Genomic DNA, 23,228 nt, shown 5'->3' with positions numbered 1-23,228 from the left:
GAAGCGAGACTATGACGGGCCCAGTCGGAAAAAGGCGGCGTAAGACACGTTACACCGGCACCCCAGCCCCGCGATGATACCGGCTGGAGAGGAACACCAGCGGCGTGGCGTCGCGGTAGTCGCGGGCCGAGACTTCCACGCTAATCAGGGTGTGGTCGCTGACGTCGACATGGCGGGTGACCTCGCAAGCGAACCCGGTCCTCAATTCAAGCTCATCACGAACGCGTTGATGGCGTCTGCGGCCTGCTTGGGTTGCTGGCACATCCACCAGTGACCCGCGTTCAAGATGGTGACCTTGGCGCCGGCGCGTTCGGCGGAACGGCGCGCCAGCTTCTCCCCGCCGCAATAGCCATCCTCGGTCGCAATCACGGCCAAGCCCGGCTTCGCAGCGGCGTTGTGCAATCCGCGTCCAAGATCGCGCATGACGGGCTGGGCAGCCGATCGGTACAGGGTCAGGATAGCCCGGCCGAGTCCCTCGTTCGCGTCCGCGACGACTTGGGCCGCGATCGCCGGCGTCATGCCGAGGCCCACGAAGCGCTGGATACGCGCCTCGACAGGCGTGCTTGCCATCTCTGCCAGCGCCCGCTCGCCCGCCTGCTCCGTCTGCCAGACCTGCGCGAGGTCATGCCAGACGTAATCAGGATCGAAGCAGCCCATGATGTCGCTGGCCCACGACCGGATCAGATCCGGACGCTCCATCGCAATTCGCAGGACGTGGCCGCCGCCCCAATCGTGGCCGATCAGATCGATCGGTTGCGGAAGCCTGGTCAGTTCGCCTGCGAGCCAATCTCGATATGCATCGGTCGTGCATGCGAACCCGGGAGGGATCGGGCAGCCGAAGCCGGGAGGCGGCAGGCGGATGACCTCGCCACCTCGAAGATGTGGCACGAGATCGTCCCATATGGCCGCGGTCTCGGGATTTCCATGAACAAGAACAATCGTCATCGAACACATCCCTTCTTTGGAAATGACCGCTGCCGGCGCGTGAGGCCTGGAGAGGCAGCTTATCGGTTCGATGCGAATACTGATAGCGGGTCGACGCGTCAGAACGGATACGCCGAACGGCGGTGAGCGCGCCTCGCAAGCCTTGCTCCGATTGACATTGCTCGGAAGCTGCATCAACCTGAGAGCATATTGTCGACCATTGTCCGGTTCGCGCGGAAAACGCGGGCCATCGCTGATTTTTAATGGAGATTGCAATGTCCAGTTTATTGGGCGCACACGCCGTTGTCGTCGGAGCAGGCATCGGCGGCCTCGCCACGGCGAAACTGCTTTCGTCCTATTTCACTGAGGTCACCGTGCTGGAGCGCGATGCATTTTTCGATCGCGCCGAACCGCGCGTAGGTACGCCGCATTGCCGGCAGGCCCACGTTCTGCTCAATGCGGGGCTTCTGGAGCTGCTCAACTTCTATCCTGAGCTGGAGCGCGAGCTCGAGCTTGCGGGCGCCGTCCGGGCCCGCGTCGCCGTCGATATCCTGATCGAAACGCCGGGGCTCGACCCATGGCCACAGCGCGACTTCGGATTCGATACCTTGTGCATGACGAGGCCTCTGCTCGAATTCACAGTGCGGTCCCTGACCATGAAACACGCGAACATCCGTCTGCAACCACAGTGCCGGGTTACCAAGCTGCAAATCTCCGAGGATCAGCGCGTCACCGGGCTGACTTACGAGCAGGCCGGCGCTGCCGGAGAGATCACGGCGGATCTCGTTGTCGATGCGTCCTCCCTCGGCAACATGACGCTGGAGACGCTCGATGCCTGCGGTATTCCCCGCCCGGATGAGACGGACATCGGCATCGACCTCGGCTACGCAACAGGCCTGTTCCGGCTGTCGCCGAATGCGTCGCGCGCATGGCGCGGCGTCATTCATCGCCCTACCCCGGCCAGCGGTCGCGGAGGTTTCGTTTTCCCCTGCGAGAACGAGAGCTGGCAGGTGACCTTGAGCGGCATGCACAACGACCGTCCGCCTGAAGACGTGCCCGGGTTCATCGCCTTTGCCAGCACGTTGCGCAGCTCGACGATCTACGACACCCTCAAGGAGGCGACGCCGCTCGGAGCCATTCATCGCTTTGCCTTTCCCCACAGCCGGCGCCGGCGCTTCGAGGCCATGACCGCCTTCCCACAGGGGCTCCTCCCGATCGGCGACGTCGTCTGCCGATTCAATCCGGCGTTCGGGCAGGGCATGACGGTGGCCGCGCAGGAAATCGGTGTCCTGCGGCGACTGCTCGACGAACGGATCGGCACGCCAGCTCCCCTTGCAGGCCTGGCACCCGCATTTTTCAAGGCCATCCAGAACGTTCTGGCCGCACCATGGTCGTTGGCAGAGAGCGATTTCATGTACGAAAAAACCCGCGGCGCGCGCCCTGCGGACTTCGCCCAGCGCATGCAGTTCACCGGCGCGCTGATGCGCGTTGCCGCCGAGGATGCCGGCGTGCACCGCCTGCTGACCGAGGTCAATCATCTGATGGCGCCTCCGACCGTGCTGCGTGATCCACAGGTTGTCGAGAAAGTGAGCGCGCGAATGGCCGCCGCGACCTGAACACACCAGAACGCGCAACGCGTTCGAGCTTGCTGCTGGCGTCTGCGGGAGAGGCCGCCGCCCAAGAGCGGGCCTTGTCTACGCGTATGTTGCCTGACTGGCCTTCAGCCGACGTATGGCAAAGTGCTGCGATCATGCTTACCTTGCCCGCATGAAAAAACTCGGATTCCTGTCCTTCGGACATTGGACGCCCTCGCCGCAATCGCAGACCCGCTCGGCTGCGGATACGCTGCTGCAATCCATCGAGCTGGCCGTGGCGGCGGAACAGCTCGGCGCGGACGGCGCCTATTTCCGCGTGCATCATTTCGCGCGGCAGCTGGCGTCGCCCTTCCCGCTGCTTGCCGCCGTCGGCGTCAGGACCAGCACAATCGAGATCGGCACGGCCGTGATCGACATGCGCTACGAGAACCCGCTCTACATAGTGGAGGACGCGGGCGCCGCCGATCTCATCGCCGGTGGGCGGCTTCAGCTCGGCATCAGCCGCGGCTCGCCCGAGCAGGTGATCGACGGCTGGCGCTATTTTGGCTACCGGCCGGCGGACGGCGAGAGCGACGCCGACATGGGCCGCCGTCACGCCGAGGTCTTTCTGGACATTTTGCGCGGCGAAGGTTTTGCAGAACCCAATCCGCAGCCGATGTTTCCGAACCCGCCGGGCCTGTTGCGCCTCGAGCCGCATTCGGGAGGCCTGCGCGAGCGCATCTGGTGGGGCGCCGGCTCGAACGCCACAGCGGTGTGGGCCGCAAAGCACGGCATGAATTTGCAGAGCTCGACGCTGAAGAACGACGAGACCGGCGAAGCTTTTCACGTGCAGCAGGCCGCGCAGATCCGCGCTTATCGCGCCGCCTGGAAAGAGGCCGGCCACACACGCGAGCCCCGCGTCTCCGTCAGCCGCAGCATCTTTGCGCTGATCGACGACCGCGACCGCGCCTATTTCGGCGGCGAGCGCGGCGGCGAGGACCAGATCGGCTTCATCGATCCGCGGACCCGCGCGATCTTCGGCCGCTCCTATGCCGCCGAGCCTGATGTGCTGATCGAGCAATTGCGCCAGGACGAAGCCATCGCCGAGGCCGATACGCTGTTGCTGACGATCCCGAACCAGCTCGGTGTCGACTACTGCGCCCATGCGATCGAGGCGATCTTGAAGCACGTCGCGCCGGCGCTGGGGTGGCGCTAGCTTCCTAGCGCCTCGGCAACCGCTCTATTAGCTTCGCCAACATTGCCGCCGGAAGGTTCACTGCTGAAAGTCGCCAGCCATTGCCGGCAAAATGCATGCTGATGCTGCCGGCATCTGCACTCGCGCCCAGCCGCACGGAAAACTCCACCGGCTTGATCAGGACGACACGCCCCATCATCGTCGTGACGTGCGACAGATCGATATCCGCCAGCGCCGGAATGGTGCCGAGCTCCACGTTGCTTCGCACCGACCCCGTTTGCAGCAGGGCCGCAATGTTCTCCCGCGTCATCAGCCTGCCCGCGAGATCGTCCGCCAGGCTGGCGCCGAAAGTGTTGATGGCGAGACGCTCGAACGGCTTGATCGGCCTCTCGCGTCCGAGACTGCGAAGATAGGCATCGATGAGCTGGTCGACCAAAGCGTGACGGACGCGCGGAAGATCGGTCCGGGCCAGCACTTGGTCTGCATCACCGCTGCGCGCGGCCCCGATGAGACCGCCGTGCCTGCGTAGACCAGCAGACCCAGCGCCAAGACGGCCAGCGCGGCGGTAATCCACTTCATGTGCCATCAACAAGCAGGTGCAAGCGCGGTTCCGATATGCAGCAGCCCGCTGCTGGCTTGACCTCGCCACACCCGCTGCGCGGCGTATCTTGGTCCCGGTTTTCAGGCGTCCTTGCGTTGCCCGGAAACCGGGACCGCTGCATCTAGTGCATGTGGCCGATGAGATAGATGCCACCACCCACGACCAGGATTGCGGGCACGGCCCAAAGAATCAACACGGGCATTTTTTCTCTCCTCCAATGTACTGCTCCCGGAACGGCAATAGGAAAAACCGGCAAATGTTCCGTTCCTTCGGAACGAGCGGGCCGATCACGAGTTCATCGCAGCGCCGCATCCAGCGGCGAGGGAGAACACGATGAAAAAGTTCATGCTGATTTCAGCCGCCGCTCTGCTCGTGTCGACGAGCGCAATGGCGCAAACCACTGTTACCACGACAACCACCGGCGCAGCGCATGGTGCAACCGTGCAGATCGAACCGGAATATCGCACCAGGATCCATTCCTACGTCACCGAGCACAAGATCCGCCCGGTCGAGACGCACGAAAAGATCGTGGTCGGCTCGCCGGTCCCGCGTGACGTCGAGCTCGCGCCCGTACCGAGCGATTGGGGTCCGTCGCTCACCAAGTATCGCTACGTCTATTCGGGCAGCCACGTGATGCTGGTCGATCCCGAGTCGCGCATGGTGGTCCAGGAGGTTGACTAACTCCACCGCACGGCGGGTTGCCCAAGGGCCACCCAAGGGCGCCCGCCGTGCACGCACACTTGCTTTATGTCCTGTGGTCGTTGATGCCGATCGTTCGATATTTCCTGTTCGCCAGCGCGTTCGCCGTGGCGTTGCTCTTTGCACTCGATCGGAATCTGTCACCGCTGGGAGAACGTCCTGCGGGTCCGGATGTCGACCGGACGGTCATGCGCATCAACTCCGCTCGCACCCTGCCTGAGAAAATCATCTTCGACACCTCCGCTCAACTCGACGCCAGAGTTTCGCCGCCCGTGCTGGCCGCCGAGCCGCAAGAGCAGGCTGCGAGCAACATCGTGGCGACGGCAGAAGCGCCGAAGCCGCAAACGAAGCGGACCTCCCCACCTCAACACGGCGCAACGCCGACGACAGCTCTCCATTCCACTCGCACGGCTCGCTCGGCGTCCTCGCGCCGGGTCTATGATCGTCAGGTGATCGTTGGCGCATTCTGACGGCTGCCGGTACCGCGCTCGCGGACCAGATGAACGGCAGATGAATAGAAGCGACCGAGCGCGATCCTCTCGTCGCGCTATGCACGCGCATCATCGTGTCAGGCACAGGAACGTTTTCCGCCATGCCAATTTATCCCGAGCCTGCATTGGCGATTTATTTGAAAAAACCTGGAGGAGACGGAGATGAGGATATTGAAGCTTACCGCGGCTGCGGCCGCTCTGGTGGCCGGCACTGCTCTCGCAGTTGCGCAATCGAGTTCGACGGTCGGGACCGGCGGCTCTTCCGCCGGCGGCGGCACCAGCAACTCGACTATTGGCACCGGCGGCTCTTCGGCAGGCTCCGGCAGCGGCTCGGGCTCTGCGTCGACGCTCGGCACCGGCGGCTCGTCCGCAGGCGGCGGCACCAGCAGCTCGTCTCTGGGGACCGGCGGCTCTGCGGCCGGCAGCGGCTCGGGCAGCGGTTCGGCCTCAACGCTTGGCACCGGCGGCTCGTCCGCGGGTGGCGGCAAGAGTTCGTCCAGCGTCGGCACCGGTGGCTCCGCGGCCGGCTCGGGCTCCAACTCCGCATCGACGCTGGGCACCGGCGGCTCGTCAGCCGGCGGCGGCAAGAGCGGCTCGACCGTCGGCGCAGCCGGCTCGTCTGCGGGCCATGCCAGCGAGATGGGCATGGAAAAGGGCAAAGGCCACCACAGGGACGAGATGAAGAAGGACAAGGATTGATGCCTTGATCATGGAGCGGCAGCAATGCCGCTCCTTCGTCTCTGTTGGAGGAGGACTCGCATGAACGAAACAATCATTGCGATCGCAGCATTGGCTTTGGTGAGCAGCACTGCTCTGGCTGCAACCATGGAAAAAACCGGCAAGACGGCCTCAGGCGAAACCTGCAAGGTCACGGTCGAAAAACATGCCGACGGCAGCATCACCGCGCTTGGCTCGTCGGGCTCGGGCACGACCGGATCGACCTCATCGAGCGGTTCGCTGTCGAGCTCCAGCTCGGCGGGCGGATCGTCGGTGCATGTGCAAGCTGGCGGCGGCAACGTGTCGAGCTCGTCCTCGACGGCGGGCGGCCCCGGCTCCACGAGTGCCAGTACCATCACCGTTAACGGCTGCACGATCTCGACGTCGTCACCCTAGATTTGTTGAGGATTGAAACATGAGAACACGACTGACTATTTCGGCGGTCGCACTTCTGTTTGCCGCCGCATCGCCCGCCCTCGCACAGACCAGCATGACGGGCGGAACTGGCGGCTCGGCCGCAGTGGGCGGCACCTCCGCCTCGACCGTCGGCACCGGCGGCACGTCCACCTCGGCCACGGGCGGCACGGGCTCCTCGATCGCAGCCGGTGGAAGCGCTGCCGCCGTCAACGGCAAGTCCCAGACCGGGGTCAGCATGAACAGGGGCAACGGCCGCGTCATGAACTCCAACGCCCGGGCGCAAGCCCATGAGGGCGGCACGTTCAGCCGTTCGCACACGCGCACCAAGGTCAAGGCCGGTGAAGAGGTCGGCTCGACCACCAAGACGATGTCGCACCAGCCGGGTTCGAAGCCGAGCATGTCGACCACGTCAACGACGGTTCGCTGATACGCTTCGTCCAAAACGTTTTGCTTCTCACGACCTGCTGCCCGAGCTGATCGGGCAGCTCTTTTTGCTTGTAACCCGGTTCACCCGCCGCTCAGGCTGTGGCTGATACGCGTCACGAGCTCGTCCCATTGCCGCTTTTCGGCGGCGGGATAGTTGATCAGCACGCACTGCACGTAACGGTTCGTGAAATTGCAGCGGTCATACCAGATCTTGTCACGCTTGATGCTGGAAACGACGAAGAAGCCGGGCGCGATCCGCTTGTAGACGATTCCCGGCGGCGGTTGCTTCGCAGCAAGGAATGCGGCGGGCGAAACACCTTGGGGTCGGGGAAGGGCTTGTACGGTGAGATCGGCACCGCCGTCGGGCGTACGAAATTTCCGGCCGTATCCGTCGGGTATGCCGGCCTGTTCTGTGAAGACCGCGGTGGGAATTTCGACCGATGTTCCAGTCTCAGGAATGCGATAGGTGGTCCAGCTGTCGGCCCGGGCAACGGCCGGGGACATGGCAGCGAGGGCAATGACAATGGCGGCTATCGTCTTCATGTCGACCTCATCAGTGGCGCGGCGCCAGTTGCAGCTCCAGCAAGGCGATCCTCTGCAAACTGGCCACGTCGCGCTCTCCCGCATTGGCCGTGCGCAGAATGGACTCGGCGAGCACGGTGACGTGCGAGGAATGCACGGGCTCCGGCAGGGTCGCGACCGCAGCTTCCAGGGCGGTGGTCATGAGCGCGATCACCTCGGGGGAAAACTCTGCGTTGGAAAAGTTTTTCATCTCAGCCGGCCGCTCGTGCGAGCCACCGGTCTAACGTCAGGAAAAAGTGCAAGTTCCTGAGAAGCCTGCGGGCGCCCGCCGCGCCACTGCGCAAGTCAGGGCTTACTGACCCTGATCTTGTCCAGCCAGGCCGTCAAATGCGGATGCCGCGCATATCGGCCCTCAAAGCCTGCCGGCTCCTGCTGAAAGGCCGGCAACGACAGCAGCCTTTCGATATCGGGCTCCCTGATCGTCCAGATCGCCGACGGAAAGAAGCCGTGCACCTTGAGCTCATAAAGTTCGAAGATCGAGTGGATGATCTCGTGCACGGCCCGCTGCTCGTCCGCCGTCAGCTCGATGTCGCCGGCAGCCCCTCGCTCGAGGAATGCCGCGACCGGAAGGCGGCGCCGCAGGTCCGAGACCCGGTCGGAATATCGCAGGAAGATGTCCGCGCCCAGACGCCGGTTGTTGGTGTGGAGCGCCACGTAGATCGCCGTCATGCCGACGATGACCATCCCAAGCGTCATGGACCTGAGAATATGGTCGAGCATGCGTCTGTCTCTTTGCGCGGGGCATCGGAGCGACAGAGATAGACCAGACCTGGGCTGAAAAATGCCCGGCCGAGGCTTACGGTGCCCCCGATGACGGCGAGACACCGCGCTTCCTCGCCGACGTGATCGTTGTCGTTCGCCGCTCTGCATACACCAATTCGATTGTCACCAAAATGGTGACATGCTATAAGTTGACCATGCAGGTGATCGCCCTTCGCACGCTAAGGGAATTTTGGGCGCGTCACCCGCGTGCGGAGGGCCCGATCCGCGCCTGGGTTGCGATCGCAGCGAAGGCGCGTTGGGCCGGTCCGGCTGAGATAAAGCGGCAGTTCGGCAGCACGGTCGATTTCGTGGGAGACAATCGGGTCATCTTTGACCTGGGCGGCAACAAATATCGATTGGTCGTGCATGTGTCGTTTGCGTTTGGCCGCTTGCTCGTGAAGTTCATTGGCACTCACGCTGAATATGACCGCATCGATCCGGAGACCGTCTCATGGCCAAGAAAATGATCCGTCCGCTTCGCTCCGAAAGCGACTACGATGCCGCGCTTGAAGAAATCGAACGCTATTTCGACAACGAACCAAAGCCGGGGACGCCGGAGGGCGATCGTTTCGACCTTCTCGCACTTGTGATCGAGGACTATGAGCGCAAGCACTGGCCGATTGATCCGCCCGATGCGGTCGACGCGATTCGTTATCGCATGGAAACCGGAGAACATACCCAAGCGGATCTCGGCCGCCTGCTCGGATCGCGCCAACGCGCCTCCGACATCCTGACGCGCAAGCGTCCTCTCACGATGAAGATGGCCTGGCGGCTGCATCGCGAGTGGGGAATTCCTGCGGAAGCGCTGATCGCCCCGCCGCAGACCCGAGGACGAAGATCGGCGGCATGAGCCATTCACGATGAAATATCGGCCGCTTCAGGCGCTCAAAGCGTGCGGAGAAATAGCGCCACGGCGACGTGATAAACACTAAGAATTCACTTTAGCGGCGATTAGCTCAATGAGCTGATAAACGGAAAGATCGAGATGGCCCATAAACCCCTCGGACGGCATCCGACGCGTGACGCCATGCCAGACCTCGCGGGTTCGACAGAGACTGCGACAGAGAAGAAGAGTCGCTCACTCTTTCACTACACAACGGCTTCCGGATTAATCGGAATTCTAAGAAGTCAGAGCCTTTACGCTACACACGCGAACTTTCTGAACGATTCGGCTGAGTGCAGAATTCTGAGTGACCTATTGAAACCTCGCGTTTCGCGCGAGATGGAATCGATCGTACCCGAGCTTGTCAAAATGGGGCGTCTTCGGCCAGAAGTTTATGAGGAGTACGGTCGTAAGATACATGAGATGCAGGCGGAGAAGGTTCTGGGTAGCGTTCTGATCTCAATAGACAAGATCGCACCGTTTTACATCACATCCTTCTGCATCCATGATCGAACCGAGGCAGCATTTCAAAATGGGCTGCTCAGCCAATGGCGAGGATACGCAAGTGGTGGCTTTGCCATCGAGTTCGACGAACTGCAGATAGACGAGCTAGTCAAAGAGGAAAACGTAGAATTTAGATATCAGGGCATCTTGACTGAGGCGGTTAGCTACGACGGCCACATTGAGCGTGCGAAACTGGAGAGGTTTGATGGCCTCGCAAAGTCGATGCTTCGCGCGTTGTTTGAAAGCCAAGGAGGAGACTTGGACCGAGACTTCGGACCGTTAGTTCAGCATGAGACGTATATAAGGCCATTTCTGGAAACGCTCCCGTTCCTTAAGGACCCGGGATTTTCGGAAGAGCGCGAGTATAGGATCGCAGCCCTCTGCAATCGGCCAACTGTCATTGGAGAGGGGGAGAAGAGAAAGCCAAAGGAAATTGCTTTTAGGGAAACCGGCGGAGGCACATTGGTGCCCTTCATTCGTCTTTTTGAAAATTTGAAAAGCAAATTGCCGATCAAGGGAATTCTTATCGGTCCACATGCTCGTCAAGAGAACCAAATGAGCGCGCTCAAACTACTATTGGAGCAATGCGAAATGAATGTCGAAATTCGTCAATCCCAGCTGACGTTTCGCTCAAGTTAGACACCCGTTCCGGGCAACGCCAGCTGTGCGAGCACCATCCACGCTACCTCACCCCTTCACATTCGCATCGATCAGCAGCTTCGCCGCGGCGAGCGCCGATTGCGCCGGGCCGTCTTCGGACTGCTGGCCGGTGACGTAGATGCCTTCAATCAGCAACAGCAGCGCATCGCCGAGCACGTTCGGCTGGCGCGCGCCCATGGCGCCCGCCAGTTCGCGCAGGCGCTTGCGAAACACTTTCTTGTGCGCTTCGGCGACCTGGCGGGCGGGATTGTCCCGCGACGGATATTCCACGGCGGCGTTGCTGAGGCCGCAGCCGCGATAGCCCTTGGCCACGGCGCGCGACGCGAGCTGGCTGACATAGGCGAGCACATGATCGCGCGCATTGCTGTAAGTCTTGCCGCCGGGGCGCTCGAAGTTCTCCCAGAAGCTCACATCGTAGTCGCGCAAATAGGCGGCGGCGAGATCGTCCTTCGAGGCGAAGCTGCGATAGAGGCTGGGTTTTGTCACCCCGGCGCGGTCCACGACCTCGTCGACGCCGACGGCGCGGATGCCTTCGCGGTAGAACAGCTCGCTGGCGGATGCGCGAATCCGATCGGCGGCCCGGAGCGGCGGGTCAGCAGGTTTTTGGGCCTTTTTCGTCATCTGGCTTCGTCCGGGCTTCGGCATGGGCTTGACAATGTTACTTACCGGTACGTACTAATACCGTGTCGCAATACGTACCGGTAAGTAACATGCCCTCAGCTTCGGTTCAATCCTCCCCCGTCTCCCGGCGGCCGTTCGGCCAGGGCTACGCCTTCGTGGTCGTTGCCGTGATCTTCCTGGCGCTGCTGGCATCCGCCGGCCTGCGCGCGACGCCTGGCGTGCTGATGCTGCCGTTCCAGAAAACCTTCGGCTGGGATGTCGGCGTGATCTCGTCGTCCGCGGCCGTCGGCATCTTCCTTTACGGCCTCGCAGGCCCCTTCGCCGCCGCGGTGATGCAGCGCTTCGGCATCCGCCGCACCGTGCTGGGCGCGCTGGCGCTAATGTCGGCCTCGACGGCCATCAGCTATTTCATGACCGCGCCGTGGCAATTGTTCATGAGTTGGGGGCTGCTGTCCGGCATTGGCTCGGGCGCGGTCGCCAACGTGCTCGGCGCCACCATCGTCAACCGCTGGTTCACCACCAATCGCGGCCTCGTCATGGGGCTGCTGACGGCGAGCACGGCGACCGGCACGCTCATCTTCATGCCGGGCCTTGCGGCCTTGGTCGAATGGGGCGGCTGGAAGCCGGTGGTACTGACGGTGGCCGCGTGCTGCGCCACGCTGATTCCGCTGGTGTATTTTCTGGTGCCGGAGCGGCCGGCGTCGATCGGCCTGCGCTCCTACGGCAGCGCGCATGACGACCAGCCCACGGCGCCGGCGCAAGGCAATCCGTTCGTCGCGGCGATCGGCAACCTCGTCCGCGCGGCGAAGACACAGACCTTCTGGTTCCTGTTCGCGACCTTCTTCATCTGCGGCTTCACCACCAATGGCCTGGTCGGCACCCATCTGATCGCGTTCTGCGGCGACCACGGCATCTTCGAGGTGCAGGCCGCGAGCCTGCTGGCGCTGATGGGGTTCTTCGACCTGTTCGGCACCACCCTGTCGGGCTGGCTCACCGACCGTTTCGACCCGCGCAAGCTGTTGTTCTTCTATTACGGCCTGCGCGGGCTCTCGCTGATCTATTTGCCCTACTCTGATTTCTCCTTCGTGAGCCTGTCGGTCTTCGCGGTGTTCTACGGCCTCGACTGGATCGCTACCGTGCCGCCGACCGTGCGCATCGCCAACGATGCCTTCGGTGACAAGAATGCGCCGCTGATCTTCGGCTGGGTCGTCGCCGGCCATCAGCTTGGTGCGGCCTGCGCCGCCTTCTTCGCCGGCTTCATGCGCTCGACGCAGGGCGATTATCTGCAAGCCTTCATGATCGCGGGCGCAACCGGCCTCGTCGCAGCCGTGCTGTCGCTAATGATCGGCCGCAAGCCGGTGCAGCCACAGCTCGCTGCAGCGTGAGCGCTCGCATATTATCGCAAGGCATCGCCGCGACCATCATTCGACCGGAGGTCGCGATTGACTTCAGCCACTACCCTGACAATGATGCCACGGGGACATTGGAATGATCAGGGGTTGGAATGCGTTGTGGGGTTCTGGGGATTTTCGTCGTCGCTGCGTTACTTTCTGGGTGTGCATCGGGTCCGACGGCCAGCGTCGCTTTGACGGACAGCGTCAAGCCGAGCGGCTCACGCCTCATCATCTATCGCTCGTCGGCCCTGGGATTTGCGATCATGCCGAATTACGCAGTCGACGGACGCGTGATTGGCGGCAGTCAAGCAGCGGGATTCCTGTCGTGCGATCTGTCTCCGGGCCGCCACGAGGTTGCCGTCAACAATCTGCCGCTGAGCACCAATCTGTTCGGCCAGGGAAGCGAAAAAGTGAACCTCGACCTGCGCGCCGGCAGCACCACCTACCTTTCCGCCCAGCCGCAGATGGGAATCATTACGCCCGGCGCGATCACCCTGGTCCAGGTCACGGAAGGCCAGGGCCGCTCTGACGTCGCCGGCCTGCATCAGAGTGCAGGATCATGCGGCGCGTGATCCGATTCGCTCCGCAGCTAGGGCGCGGGTGAATCGCCGTCGTCCTGTAGACCATCCCGCGTCCTGGTCGCTGTGTGGTGCTTGCATAGCGACCGGGGCGCCGGTGATTTGGTCATTGATTCCGTTAAGGAAATTTGGAATATTGAAACGACGAAGCGGGCACCTCGCAAGCTCGCGCGGGAGCTGACTGTTCGCGTTGCGTCCAGCTCCATTTCAATCAACCAACCACCTGTGGCGGCGCTGGCGGATGAACGATTCCCTTCTTTCAACGGTCGGTGACCATTTCTTCCTGGGCCTGCGGCCGACCAGCGTCCTCGATGACCGCGACCGCGCCCTGCTGCGGGATCTGCGGCCCGCCGGTGTCATCCTCTACAAGAGCAACTTTCGCCACGACCTCCCCTATCGGGAGTGGCTAGCGGTCCACCGGGATCTGATCGCCGCCATTCGCGACGCCTCGCAGCGCGACAAGCAATTCATCGCCATCGACCATGAAGGCGGGCGCGTGTGCCGCACGCCGCCGCCGATCACGCGCTTTTCCTATGCGGCGCGATGGGCCGGAACCGCCGAGCAGGTCGGCGACGCCATGGGCGCCGAGCTCGCTTCGCTCGGCTGCAATCTGAACTTCGCGCCGGTGCTCGACATTCACTCTAATCCTGCCAATCCCGTGATCGGGGAACGCGCCTTCGGCCGGACGGCCGATGACGTCATCAAGTCGATGCTGCCGTTCACCAAGGCGATGGAGCGCCAGGGCGTGCGGGCCTGCGGCAAGCATTTCCCGGGGCATGGCGATACGCAAGTCGATTCGCACCACGAATTGCCGGTGCTCGATCTCGACCTCGACCAGATCAAATCGCGCGAGCTAAAGCCGTTTGCCGCCGCAATCGCCGGCGGCATCGGGATGATGATGACGTCCCATATCCTGTACCGGAAGCTCGATCCCAACGATCCCGTGACGCTGTCGCGGTCGATCACCACCGGGCTGTTGCGCGAGGCGATGAAGTTCAACGGCGTGATCGTGTCCGACGACGTCGGCATGCGCGCGATGGCCGGCCGGATGGATTCCGCGGACGCCGGAGCGCGATTCATGGCGGCCGGAAACGACATGCTGATGATCTGCTCGCACCTGACCGACACCGAGCGTGCCCGCGCCCTGGCGCAGTCGATCATCGACGGCGTGGACCAGGGCAAGCTCGATCCGGCGATGCTGGCGGCATCGAGCCAGCGCGTCCGCACGATGCTGGACAGCACGGCGCAAAACGCGGTGTCGGAGCTCCCCGCCGATGTGCTCGCACGCCACCACGGCGCCGGCACCCAATTCGACGCGGCAACCGTCGAAGTCGTGTAGGGCTGCCCGGAGCCGGCCCGGCAAATCCCTCGGCAAGGCAGATTTTCGTCAACGCCAGCGCCGTTGATCTCACTGCGCTACACGTGCTAATGTTACGAATTGTAGCATATAAACCCTGGTCGATATCAACGTCAGGTTGCTTCGTGCTAAGAGGATTCCGCCCCGGGGGCAATCAACTCGGCATCGGCGGCCGCTCAGGTGATGGGTTTGAACGTGAGACGATCGGTAAAACTCTTCGTCGGCGCGCTGGTCGTGTTGCCCGCGGGCGCTGCTGCCTATTATTTCAGGAATGACATCAGGGATATCAAGCTTCCGTTCGCGCTGCCCTTCATGCGGGGGGCGGCGGCGGAGCAAGTTGCCGCCGCCCCTCCGGCACGGCCGCCGGTCGCAGTGAAGGTCGCCGCCGCGAAGACGGAAGACGTGCCGATCTATCTGACCGGCATCGGCACCATCCAGGCCTACAACACCGTCAATTTGCAGAGCCGGGTCGACGGCGAGATCGTCCAGATCCTCTTCCAGGAGGGGCAGGACGTCAAACAAGGCGACATCCTCGCGGTCGTCGACCCGCGCCCGTTCCAGGCCCAGCTCGACCAGCAGGTGGCGGTCCGGCAGAAGGACCAGGCGCTGCTGGACGGTGCCCAGATCGACATGGAGCGCTATGACGCGCTGATCCAGAAAGCCGCCGCGATCTCGCGGCAGGTCGTGGACCAGCAGCATGCGCTGGTCGAGCAGTACAAGGCGCAGGTCAGGAATGACGACGCCCAGATCGAATATGCACGCACGCAGCTAGGTTTCACCAACATCCGTGCACCGATCAGCGGGCGGCTCGGCATCCGGCAGGTCGACCAGGGCAATTACGTGCGCGCCGTGTCGCCTACGACCATCGTCACCGTCACGCAATTGCAGCCGATCTCGGTGATCTTCACCCTTGCCGCGGTTGCCGTCGGCCAGACCCGGCTCAGCCTCGGCCAGGCCGAGGCGCCGGTGGTCGCACTCACCGCCGACAACACGACCGAGCTGGACAAGGGCACGATCACGCTGGTCGACAACCAGGTCGATCAGGCCAGCGGCACCATCAAGCTGAAGGCGACCTTTCCCAACAAGGCGATGAAACTCTGGCCGGGTAATTTTGCCAACGGGCGGATCACCGTCGACACGCGAAAGAATGCAGTGACTGCGCCCGCGATTGCCGTGCGGCACGGGCCGCGCGGCGATTTCGTCTGGGTCGCGAAGCCGGACGATACCGCGGCCTTCCGGCCGGTCGTGGTCGGGCAGATCTTCGACGGACGCGCGATGATCGAGCGCGGCCTCGGCAAGGGCGAGCGCGTCGTCACCGATGGCTATTACCGGCTGGAGAACGGCGCCCGCATCGCTGTCGACGGCGCAACGCCGACCGCCAAGGCGCAGCCCACCGCCCAGCAGCGTTCGCAGCCGCGCGTCGACTGAGGTCCACCATGTCCGCGCTGTTCATCCTCCGGCCGATCGCGACGACGCTGATGATCGTCGCGGTCGTGCTGCTGGGCATGCTCGGCTACCGTGAGCTGCCGATCGCGCCGTTGCCGAATGTCGACTTTCCCACCATCCAGGTGGTGACGCGCTATCCCGGCGCCTCGGCCACCGTCGTCGCAACTTCGATCACCGCGCCGCTGGAGCATTATTTCGGCACGATCTCGGGGCTGACGGACATGAGCTCGACCAGCTCCTACGGCTACAGCCAGATCACGCTGCAATTCGACCTGTCGCGCAAGATCGACGCAGCCGCGCAGGACGTGCAGGCGCGGATCAATGCGGCCGCCGGCTGGATTCCGGTAGGGCTGCTGCCGAACCCGCCGACCTATCGCATGGTCAATCCGGCCGACACGCCGGTGCTGATCCTCGCGCTGACCTCCAGGACGATGCCGCTGCACGAGGCCAATGATCACGCCGCGACCATTCTGGTGCCAAAACTGTCGCAGATCCCGGGCGTCGGTGCCGTCAGCATCGAAGGCGGACAAACGCGAGCCGTGCGCCTGCAAATGAACCCCACCCGGCTTGCCGGGCTCGGCATGTCGCTCGACGACGTCCGCCGCGGCATCGCCGCCACCACCGCAGACAATCCGAAGGGCTCGCTCGACGGTCCCAGGCAGGCGTTTCACGTCGACACCAACGACCAGCTGTTCACCGCGGAGGCCTATCAGGATGCGGTGATCGCCTATCGCAATGGCGCCCCGGTGCTGCTGCGCGATGTCGGCACCGCCATCGACGGCGTCGAGGATGCCGAGCAGGCGGCGTGGTTCCAGGGCGAGCGTGCCGTGCTGCTGGACATTCAGCGCCAGCCCGGCGCCAACACCATCGAGGTCGTGGATGCCATCAAGAGCATCCTGCCGAAACTCCAGGATTCGCTTCCCGCGGCGCTGAAGATCTCGGTCGTCAGCGACCGCACCACGACGATCCGGGCCGCGATCCACGACGTGCAGTTCACGCTGGTGCTGACGGTTGCGCTGGTCGTGCTGGTGATCTTCATCTTCCTGCGCAAGCTGTGGGCGACCGTGATCCCGAGCGTCACGCTGCCGGTCTCGCTGGTCGCCACCTTCGGCGCCATGGCGCTGTGCGGCTTCAGCCTCGACAACCTCTCGCTGATGGCGCTGACCATCGCCTCGGGCTTCGTCGTCGACGACGCCATCGTGATGATCGAGAACATCGCGCGCTATGTCGAGGACGGCGAGGATCCGCTTCACGCGGCCTTGAAGGGCGCGCGACAAATCGGCTTCACCATCGTCTCGCTGACGATCTCGCTGATTGCCGTGTTCATCCCGCTGCTGCTGATGGGCGGCGTGGTCGGCCGGCTGTTCCGGGAGTTCGCGATCACGCTGTCTTTTGCCGTGGTCATATCAGGCCTGGTCTCGCTGACGCTGACCCCGATGATGTGCGCGCAGCTGCTGCAACGCGAGGACCCCGACGCGCACCATGGCTTTCTGTTCCGCATCAGCGAGCGCGGCTTCGACGCATCCGCCAGCTTCTATCTCTGGGGGCTCGACTGGGTGCTGAGGCACCGCGGCCTCACCCTTGTCTTCACCATGCTCACCCTGATCGCCACCGGGATGCTGTACGTCGCCATCCCCAAGGGATTTCTGCCCTTGCAGGACACCGGCCTGCTGATCGGCACCACCGATGCGGCCCAGGACATCTCCTTTGCGGCGATGGCCGAGCGGCAGCAACAGCTCGCGGCCGTAATCGGGCGCGATCCTGATGTCGTCACCGTCGGCAGCTTCGTCGGCATCGGATCCGTCAACACGACGCTGAACAGCGGCCGGCTCTATATCGATATCGGCAGCCCCGACGCGCGGAAATCGTCCGCGGCCGCAATCATGGCGCGGCTGCAGCATGCGGTCGAAGGCGTTCACGGCATCGCGCAGCATTTGCAACCGGCGCAGGATCTCCAGATCGAATCGCGCGTCGCGCGCACGCAATACCAATATGCGCTCCAGGATCTCGACGAAGACGAGCTGCGCCTGTGGAGCCGCCGCCTGGTCGAAGCGCTGCGCAAGCGCTCCGAGCTCGCCGACGTCGCCGACGACCGCCAGGACGAAGGTCTGCAGATGTCGGTCACCATCGACCGCCAGCTCGCGGCAAGCTACGGCGTCAGCCTGAACACGATCGACCAGACGCTGTATGACGCGTTCGGACAGCGCCAGATCGCGACCGTGTTCGGTCCCCTCACCCAGTATCACGTCATCATCGAGGTCGATCCTGCCGTGCGCAACGATCCCGACATCCTCGGCAAGATCTACCTGACCGCGGCCGCGGCGCAGGCCAGCACCATCGATCAGCAGACCGGCGGCTTCAGCGGCGCCTTCAGCAAGGCGTCCGCGCCGGTGCCGCTGTCGGCCTTCGCGCGGATCGAACGGCAGCATGCGCCGCTGCTGATCTCGCACCAGGGCCTGTTTCCCGCCACGACGATCTCCTTCAACCTGGCCGACGGCGTGTCGCTGAGCCAGGCAACGGAGGCGCTACGCCAGACCCAGCGCGAGATCGGACTGCCGGATGCGGTCACGACCAGACTGATCGGCACCGCCGCCGAGTTCGCCAATTCGCTTGCGGACGAGAAGTGGCTGCTGCTCGCCGCGATCGTGACGGTCTATCTGATCCTCGGCATGCTCTATGAGAGCTACATCCACCCGATCACGATCCTGTCGACGTTGCCGTCGGCCGGCATCGGCGCATTGCTGGCGCTGATGCTGTACCGGCAGGATCTCAATCTGATCTCGCTGATCGGCATCATCCTCCTCATCGGCATCGTCAAGAAGAACGCCATCATGATGGTGGATTTCGCGCTCGCCGCCGAGCGCGAGGACGGTGCGTCGTCGTTCGACGCCATTCGGCAGGCCTGCATCCTCCGCTTCCGCCCGATCATGATGACGACGATGGCGGCGCTGTTCGGTGCGCTGCCGCTCGCGATCGGCTCGGGCACCGGCTCCGAGCTGCGCCAGCCGCTCGGCATCGCCATCGTCGGCGGGCTGGTCGTGTCCCAGGTGCTCACGCTCTATACCACCCCCGTCGTCTACCTGGCGTTTGCCTCGCTGCGCATCCGGTTCGGATGGCAATCGGCATCCGCCGATGATCCGGCGGCACTGCGCCGGGCGGAGCGGCGGTCGCCGTGAGCATCACCGCGCAATTCGTGCTGCGGCCAGTGGCGACGACGCTGCTGATGATCGGCGTGTTCCTGCTCGGTTGCGTCGCCTATTTCCGTCTGCCGATCGCCTCGCTGCCGGCGGTGGAGCGGCCCACCATCGGGATCTACGCGCCATTCCCCGGCGCGAGCCCGGCAACGGTCGCGAATGCGCTGGCGCAGCCGCTCGAGACCACGCTCGCGCTGATCCCGGGGGTGACGGAGATCACCTCGTTCAGCGCCATGGGTGGCACCAGCATCACGGTGCAGTTCGAACTCTCCGTCGATCTCGACGCCGCCGCCGGCGCGGTTCAGGCCGCGATCAACTCGGCAGGGCCGAACTTACCGAAGGGACCGTGGCCGCCGACCTATTGGAAGGCGAACCCGGCCGGCCCCGCGGTCGTGGCGCTCGCTTTGACCAGCGACGTGTTCACCCCCGGCGAGGTCTACAGCCTCGCCGACGGCGTGATCTCGCCAAAACTGTCGCAGCTACCGGGCGTCGCGCGGATCATCGTCAGCGGTGCCGAGCGAAGCGCGGTGCGCATCCAGGTGTCTCCGGCCCGGCTCGCCGCGATGAACCTGTCGCTGGAAGCGGCGCGCGTCGCCGTGGTCAACGCATCGCAGAACCTGCCGAAGGGCGCGGTTGCGGTCGACGGCCAGCGCCTCACCATCGAAGCCAACGACCAGCTGCTCCAGGCCTCCGAATATCGCGATATCGTGCTGGCCTGGCGCAACGGCGCCCCGGTGCGCCTCGGCGATGTCGCCTCCGTGACCGACAGCGTCATCAACAACCGTCTCGCCGGCTGGTACGGCACCGAGCGCGGCATCGTTCTGTTCGTCTACAAGCAATCGGACGCCAACATCGTCGAGACCGTCGACGCCATCAAGGCCGAGCTGCCGGAAATCCAGCTCTGGCTGCCGCCCGGCATCAAGCTGCATACGGTTTATGATCGCACCACGCTGATCCGCGCCGCCGTGAACGACGTCAAGTTGACGCTCGTGATCGCATCAGTGCTCGTCGTGCTCGTCATCGCGCTGTTCCTCAGGCGCTTCTGGGCGACCATTATCCCGAGCATCACCATCCCGGTCTCGCTGGCCGCAACCCTGTTCGTGATGAGCCTGTGCGGGTTCAGCCTGGATAATCTGTCGCTGATGGCACTGACCATCGCCGCCGGCTTCGTCGTAGACGACGCGATCGTCATGATCGAGAACATCATCCGGCGCATGTCCGAGGGCGAGCCGGCGCTGCAGGCCGCAATCAATGGCACTCGCCAGATGGCGTTCACGGTCGTCGCCATCACCGTCGCCCTGATCGCGGCGCTGATCCCGATCCTGTTCATGCCCGACGTTGTCGGGCGCTATTTCCGCGAGTTCGGCGTGACGCTGGTGGTCGCCATCGTGTCGTCGGCGGCGATCTCGTTGACGCTGACGCCGATGATGTGCGGACATCTGCTGGATCGCGGCCGGGAGCGGCTGCACAACCCCGAACAGGATTCCGGCCGCAGAACCCTTTATGGCCGCAGCCTCGACTGGACGCTGCGCCACCGTTTTCTCACCGTCCTGATGATCACCGCGCTGACGGGGGCCAGCGTCTGGCTCTATCTGCAACTGCCGAAAGGCTTCATGCCGACCCAGGACACCGGCGTGATGTTCGTGCGGACCATCGCCCCGTCGAACATCTCGTTTCTGTCCATGGAGGACCGGCAGCGGGCCGTCGGCGCGGCGATCCTGGAGGATCCCGCGATCTCCGGCCTGACGTCCTTTATCGGCGAGGGCAATGGCAATGCACTCAGCGTCGGGCAGATGCTGGTCGCGCTCAAACCGCCCGACGTGCGCAAGCTGTCGATCCAGCAGGTGATTGCGCGGCTGCGCGGGCGCATGAACAGAATCGATGGCGTCCGGGTCTTCTTCGTGCCGCTTCAGGATCTCAATCTCGGCGTTCAGTCCGGCGGTTCGCGCTATCAATATACGCTCTGGGGCATCGACGAGGAGCAGGTGCTGCGCGCCGCGGAAAACATGATCCGCCGCGTCCGCACCGTTCCGCAAATCATCGACGTCATCCCGAGCTGGGAAACCGGCGGCTTGCAGGCCGGGCTGACCATCGACCGCCTGCGTGCGGCGATGCTCGGCGTCACGCCCGTGGCGGTCGACAACACGCTCAACGACGCTTTTGGCCAGCGTCAGATCAATCTTCTCTACCTGCCAACCAATTATGCGCGCGTGATCTTCGAAGTCGAGCCGGAGGCCGCGAGCGGCCCCGATTCCATGAGCCAGATCTACGTGCCGAGCGCCAGCGGCAAGGCGGTGCCGCTGACGGCCCTGACCCGGCCGCAGCGCGCGCACGCGGCGATGTGGGTCCGTCACAGCGCCCAGTTTCCGGCCGCGACGATTTCGTTCGACATCAAGCCCGGCACGTCGATCGGCGACGCGATCGCCTCGATCCGCAACGAGGAGCTTGCTGCCAAGCTGCCCGACGACATCAAGGCGGAATTCCGCGGCGAGGCCAAGGAGGCGGACAAGTCGATCGTCAAGCAGGCGGCGCTGTTCGCGGCGGCCCTGATCGCGATCTACCTCGCGCTCGGCATGCTCTACGAGAGCTACGTCCATCCGCTGACCATTCTCTCGACCTTGCCGCCGACCGCCTTCGGCGCGCTGGTGGCGCTCTGGGCCACCGGCACCCAGTTCACGCTGGTGACCACCATCGCCTGCATCCTGCTCGTCGGTATGGTGATGAAGAATGCCATCATGATGGTCGACTATGCCCTCGATGCGGAGCGGCATCGCGGCCTCAACGCCCACGACGCCATCCTGCTCGCCGCACGGCTGCGGGCAAGGCCCATCACCATGACGATGCTGGCCGCCTTCCTCAGCGCCGTCCCGATCGCCTTCGGCACCGGCCCGGGTTTCGAGATCCGTCAGCCGCTCGGCATCACCATCATGGGTGGCCTGATCGTTGCCCAGCTCTTCACGCTCTACTCGACGCCGGCGATGTACTTGATCCTGAACGGGCTGCGGCGCAGGAAGAAAGTGCCCGCCGCAGACGCGCGTCAGACGCGCGCAACGGATGCTTCACCGGCTTCGTGAATTGGCTTCCAAAAGTTGGGATTACTCGATGACGATCGGCGCGGCAATGTCGATGCGATCGTCCTTCTTCATATCGATACCGAGCGCCAGCGACCATTTCCCGCTTGCCGCGGTCATCATGGTGACGCGCCATTTGTCGGCTGCGATCCGCACCGCGGATGCGGTCACCGGCGCGACGTTCTTGTCGGGATTGGCCAGCGTCACCGACAGCGCATCGACGCTCAGCGGCTTTTTGTCGCCGTCGTAAAGCTGAACCAGAACTTCGACCGGTCCGCCGCGGCCGGGCGTAACGGTCACATCGGCCATCACGCGGGTGCCGCAGAGATGCGTGAAGAACGGCTCGTCGGTCGACGGAAGAGCATTCGTCTTCGGCGGAGACGACGCCGGCGGCGTGGCTTCAGTCGAAGCGATCTGGAGCCTGGGGCCCTTGGCGCCGACACTGCCGACGTCAAAACTCGTCTCGATCGTTCCGGTGCGCAAAAACTTCAACGAGACCGGGATGCGTTGCCCCTCCTCGAAGGGCGCGGTCAGCCCGACGAACATGATGTGGTTGCCGCCCGGCGCGAGCACGACGATCACGTCCGGCGGAATCGCCAAACCCTGCTCGAGCGGACGCATCGTCATGATGCCGTCCTGCATCGTCATCTGATGGACTTCGACCGTGGCGGCGGCCGGACTGGAGGCCGACAGCAGGCGATCCGGCGCGGTTCCGCGATTCTCGATGGTGAGATAACCGCCCGCGACCTTCGCGCCCTTCGGCGTAGCCCGACTCCAAGCCTGGCTGACGACGATGTCGGCATGATCGGCGAGCGTCGGCGTAGACCCGATGAACGCCAGAGTGGCCGCGAGCAACACAGCGATACTTCCGAACTTCTCGAACATGACGATCTCCGTCTCAACAGCAGCGAAAGCCGCGACTGGATGGCAGGCGATGCGTCCGCATCGTCGCCATGCCGTTGAACGGGACACATCGTTGGCCAGAACGAGCGGCAGCTCTTTGTCTGGACACAAACTACGGGGCCAATCGCCCGTGTGCTTGATCTCCGACAAAGATTCGGCTGCTGGCGCTGACATTCTAGCGCAAGGAGCAGCCGGACAGGCTTACCCATTGGTTAACCAGCAGCGTCCC

24 protein-coding genes are annotated in these 23,228 nt (G+C 63.8%); 16 read left to right on the top strand and 8 right to left on the bottom strand.

All coding sequences use genetic code 11. From position 1 onward, the window contains the following. Nucleotides 1-49 precede the first annotated feature (49 nt). Complete coding sequence (locus tag JJE66_RS13400) at nucleotides 50-205, bottom strand: hypothetical protein (protein ID WP_246756180.1); 156 nt, start codon at nucleotides 203-205, stop codon at nucleotides 50-52. Further along, entirely contained in the window at nucleotides 202-945 is a 744-nt protein-coding gene (locus JJE66_RS13395; protein WP_200514719.1) for an alpha/beta fold hydrolase, read from the bottom strand. Before JJE66_RS13395 ends, JJE66_RS13400 begins: the two co-directional genes overlap by 4 nt. 242 nt (nucleotides 946-1,187) lie before the next feature. On the opposite strand from JJE66_RS13395, the gene JJE66_RS13390 reads away from it, so the two are divergent. Together JJE66_RS13390 and JJE66_RS13385 are read left to right on the top strand one after the other, a co-directional pair. Next, nucleotides 1,188-2,540: an NAD(P)/FAD-dependent oxidoreductase gene (locus tag JJE66_RS13390; protein ID WP_200514718.1), complete on the top strand. Its 1,353-nt coding sequence runs from the start codon at nucleotides 1,188-1,190 to the stop codon at nucleotides 2,538-2,540. Between the two features lie 151 nt (nucleotides 2,541-2,691). Beyond that, entirely contained in the window at nucleotides 2,692-3,714 is a 1,023-nt protein-coding gene (locus JJE66_RS13385) for an LLM class flavin-dependent oxidoreductase (RefSeq protein WP_200514717.1), read from the top strand. Between the two features lie 4 nt (nucleotides 3,715-3,718). Here JJE66_RS13385 and JJE66_RS13380 read toward each other — a convergent pair whose 3' ends face one another. Then, a complete protein-coding gene (locus JJE66_RS13380) occupies nucleotides 3,719-4,279 on the bottom strand; it encodes a DUF2939 domain-containing protein (RefSeq protein ID WP_200514716.1) in 561 nt (186 codons plus the stop codon). Nucleotides 4,280-4,627: 348 nt separating this feature from the next. On the opposite strand from JJE66_RS13380, the gene JJE66_RS13375 reads away from it, so the two are divergent. The 5 genes from JJE66_RS13375 (at nucleotide 4,628) to JJE66_RS13355 (ending at nucleotide 7,045) form a co-directional block, all read left to right on the top strand. Continuing rightward, entirely contained in the window at nucleotides 4,628-4,975 is a 348-nt protein-coding gene (locus tag JJE66_RS13375) for a DUF1236 domain-containing protein (protein WP_200514715.1), read from the top strand. A 59-nt stretch (nucleotides 4,976-5,034) separates the two neighbouring features. Continuing rightward, nucleotides 5,035-5,463 carry a hypothetical protein gene (locus tag JJE66_RS13370; RefSeq protein ID WP_200514714.1) on the top strand — a complete coding sequence of 143 codons (429 nt, stop codon included), beginning with the start codon at nucleotides 5,035-5,037 and terminating at the stop codon, nucleotides 5,461-5,463. 183 nt (nucleotides 5,464-5,646) lie between these two features. Further along, nucleotides 5,647-6,183: a hypothetical protein gene (locus JJE66_RS13365; protein WP_200514713.1), complete on the top strand. Its 537-nt coding sequence runs from the start codon at nucleotides 5,647-5,649 to the stop codon at nucleotides 6,181-6,183. 60 nt (nucleotides 6,184-6,243) lie between these two features. Further along, nucleotides 6,244-6,597 carry a hypothetical protein gene (locus tag JJE66_RS13360; protein WP_200514712.1) on the top strand — a complete coding sequence of 118 codons (354 nt, stop codon included), beginning with the start codon at nucleotides 6,244-6,246 and terminating at the stop codon, nucleotides 6,595-6,597. 19 nt (nucleotides 6,598-6,616) lie between these two features. Continuing rightward, nucleotides 6,617-7,045: a hypothetical protein gene (locus JJE66_RS13355; RefSeq protein ID WP_200514711.1), complete on the top strand. Its 429-nt coding sequence runs from the start codon at nucleotides 6,617-6,619 to the stop codon at nucleotides 7,043-7,045. An 80-nt stretch (nucleotides 7,046-7,125) separates the two neighbouring features. Here JJE66_RS13355 and JJE66_RS13350 read toward each other — a convergent pair whose 3' ends face one another. From JJE66_RS13350 to JJE66_RS13340, 3 genes are all read right to left on the bottom strand, one after another. Further along, complete coding sequence (locus JJE66_RS13350; RefSeq protein ID WP_200514710.1) at nucleotides 7,126-7,587, bottom strand: hypothetical protein; 462 nt, start codon at nucleotides 7,585-7,587, stop codon at nucleotides 7,126-7,128. A gap of 10 nt (nucleotides 7,588-7,597) precedes the next feature. Beyond that, complete coding sequence (locus JJE66_RS13345) at nucleotides 7,598-7,816, bottom strand: hypothetical protein (RefSeq protein WP_200514709.1); 219 nt, start codon at nucleotides 7,814-7,816, stop codon at nucleotides 7,598-7,600. Between the two features lie 95 nt (nucleotides 7,817-7,911). After that, the gene (locus JJE66_RS13340; protein ID WP_200514708.1) at nucleotides 7,912-8,346 is read right to left on the bottom strand and encodes a hypothetical protein; all 435 of its coding nucleotides are present in this window, start codon (nucleotides 8,344-8,346) and stop codon (nucleotides 7,912-7,914) included. Between the two features lie 197 nt (nucleotides 8,347-8,543). On the opposite strand from JJE66_RS13340, the gene JJE66_RS13335 reads away from it, so the two are divergent. The 3 genes from JJE66_RS13335 (at nucleotide 8,544) to JJE66_RS13325 (ending at nucleotide 10,414) form a co-directional block, all read left to right on the top strand. Beyond that, nucleotides 8,544-8,855, top strand: coding sequence for a type II toxin-antitoxin system HigB family toxin (locus JJE66_RS13335; RefSeq protein WP_200514707.1), 312 nt, complete (start codon nucleotides 8,544-8,546; stop codon nucleotides 8,853-8,855). Beyond that, nucleotides 8,840-9,238 carry a type II toxin-antitoxin system HigA family antitoxin gene (locus JJE66_RS13330; RefSeq protein ID WP_200514706.1) on the top strand — a complete coding sequence of 133 codons (399 nt, stop codon included), beginning with the start codon at nucleotides 8,840-8,842 and terminating at the stop codon, nucleotides 9,236-9,238. Before JJE66_RS13335 ends, JJE66_RS13330 begins: the two co-directional genes overlap by 16 nt. 456 nt (nucleotides 9,239-9,694) lie before the next feature. Then, nucleotides 9,695-10,414, top strand: a complete 720-nt coding sequence (locus JJE66_RS13325; RefSeq protein ID WP_200514705.1) for a DUF2971 domain-containing protein — start codon at nucleotides 9,695-9,697, stop codon at nucleotides 10,412-10,414. 48 nt (nucleotides 10,415-10,462) lie between these two features. Here the strand turns inward: JJE66_RS13325 and JJE66_RS13320 are convergent, their stop codons facing one another. Then, entirely contained in the window at nucleotides 10,463-11,056 is a 594-nt protein-coding gene (locus JJE66_RS13320) for a TetR/AcrR family transcriptional regulator (protein ID WP_200514704.1), read from the bottom strand. Nucleotides 11,057-11,145: 89 nt separating this feature from the next. On the opposite strand from JJE66_RS13320, the gene JJE66_RS13315 reads away from it, so the two are divergent. From JJE66_RS13315 to JJE66_RS13290, 6 genes are all read left to right on the top strand, one after another. After that, nucleotides 11,146-12,441 carry an MFS transporter gene (locus tag JJE66_RS13315; protein ID WP_200514703.1) on the top strand — a complete coding sequence of 432 codons (1,296 nt, stop codon included), beginning with the start codon at nucleotides 11,146-11,148 and terminating at the stop codon, nucleotides 12,439-12,441. Nucleotides 12,442-12,713: 272 nt separating this feature from the next. Then, complete coding sequence (locus tag JJE66_RS13310) at nucleotides 12,714-13,022, top strand: DUF2846 domain-containing protein (RefSeq protein WP_246756178.1); 309 nt, start codon at nucleotides 12,714-12,716, stop codon at nucleotides 13,020-13,022. Between the two features lie 247 nt (nucleotides 13,023-13,269). Further along, nucleotides 13,270-14,367 (top strand): glycoside hydrolase family 3 protein, encoded by a 1,098-nt coding sequence (locus JJE66_RS13305; protein WP_200514701.1) that lies wholly within the window; start codon nucleotides 13,270-13,272, stop codon nucleotides 14,365-14,367. A 213-nt stretch (nucleotides 14,368-14,580) separates the two neighbouring features. After that, a complete protein-coding gene (locus JJE66_RS13300) occupies nucleotides 14,581-15,813 on the top strand; it encodes an efflux RND transporter periplasmic adaptor subunit (RefSeq protein WP_311979910.1) in 1,233 nt (410 codons plus the stop codon). An 8-nt stretch (nucleotides 15,814-15,821) separates the two neighbouring features. After that, entirely contained in the window at nucleotides 15,822-19,007 is a 3,186-nt protein-coding gene (locus JJE66_RS13295) for an efflux RND transporter permease subunit (RefSeq protein ID WP_200514699.1), read from the top strand. Next, complete coding sequence (locus tag JJE66_RS13290; RefSeq protein WP_200514698.1) at nucleotides 19,004-22,099, top strand: efflux RND transporter permease subunit; 3,096 nt, start codon at nucleotides 19,004-19,006, stop codon at nucleotides 22,097-22,099. The genes JJE66_RS13295 and JJE66_RS13290 overlap by 4 nt, the downstream gene beginning before the upstream one ends. A 21-nt stretch (nucleotides 22,100-22,120) precedes the next feature. Here the strand turns inward: JJE66_RS13290 and JJE66_RS13285 are convergent, their stop codons facing one another. Continuing rightward, nucleotides 22,121-22,981: a copper chaperone PCu(A)C gene (locus JJE66_RS13285; RefSeq protein ID WP_200514697.1), complete on the bottom strand. Its 861-nt coding sequence runs from the start codon at nucleotides 22,979-22,981 to the stop codon at nucleotides 22,121-22,123. Between the last annotated feature and the right edge of the window lie 247 nt (nucleotides 22,982-23,228).

Source organism: Bradyrhizobium diazoefficiens (genome assembly GCF_016612535.1).
Taxonomy (GTDB): domain Bacteria; phylum Pseudomonadota; class Alphaproteobacteria; order Rhizobiales; family Xanthobacteraceae; genus Bradyrhizobium; species Bradyrhizobium diazoefficiens_C.
This window is presented reverse-complemented; position numbering and strand designations above follow the sequence as displayed.